The sequence below is a fragment of the Vibrio sp. 10N.222.55.C6 genome (assembly GCF_041473395.1).
Taxonomy (GTDB): domain Bacteria; phylum Pseudomonadota; class Gammaproteobacteria; order Enterobacterales; family Vibrionaceae; genus Vibrio; species Vibrio crassostreae_C.
In genome coordinates this window covers 1-342 of record NZ_JBFRSD010000316.1, presented here as the reverse complement: position 1 = coordinate 342, position 342 = coordinate 1, and the positions used below count along the sequence as shown (strand labels likewise).

Annotated in this window: 1 pseudogene; it reads right to left on the bottom strand. The window is 45.3% G+C overall.

Annotated features, from left to right (window positions below):
- Positions 1 to 297 (bottom strand): annotated as a pseudogene (locus AB4486_RS23880) (hypothetical protein); the annotation flags it as partial.
- Positions 298 to 342 lie beyond the last annotated feature (45 nt).

Below are 342 nucleotides of genomic sequence, written 5' to 3'. Positions count from 1 at the left end.
AGACTGTGCTAGATCTCGAAGTCTGTATGCAAAAGGGTTGTTGAGCACAAACTGACTATCCGGTGTAAGGGAGCCATTCTCTCTGTCCACTAGACCATCGTCGTTAGTATCACACCCTTGTTTTTCGGCGTTATCTTTATCAATCCATTGGTGCGCAGCGTTAGAAACACAGGTGAGGTACTGTTCTGCGAAGTTTTCCGACAATGAATAATCGTTCGATCCAGCCAGCATAGAGACGGAGTCAGCTGAGTTCACCTTGAATGTCATCTCGGTCATGCCACGAGTACGTTCAAACATTTCTGATTCCATAAGCTTATCAGCATGAACGTAGGTGAACTTTTC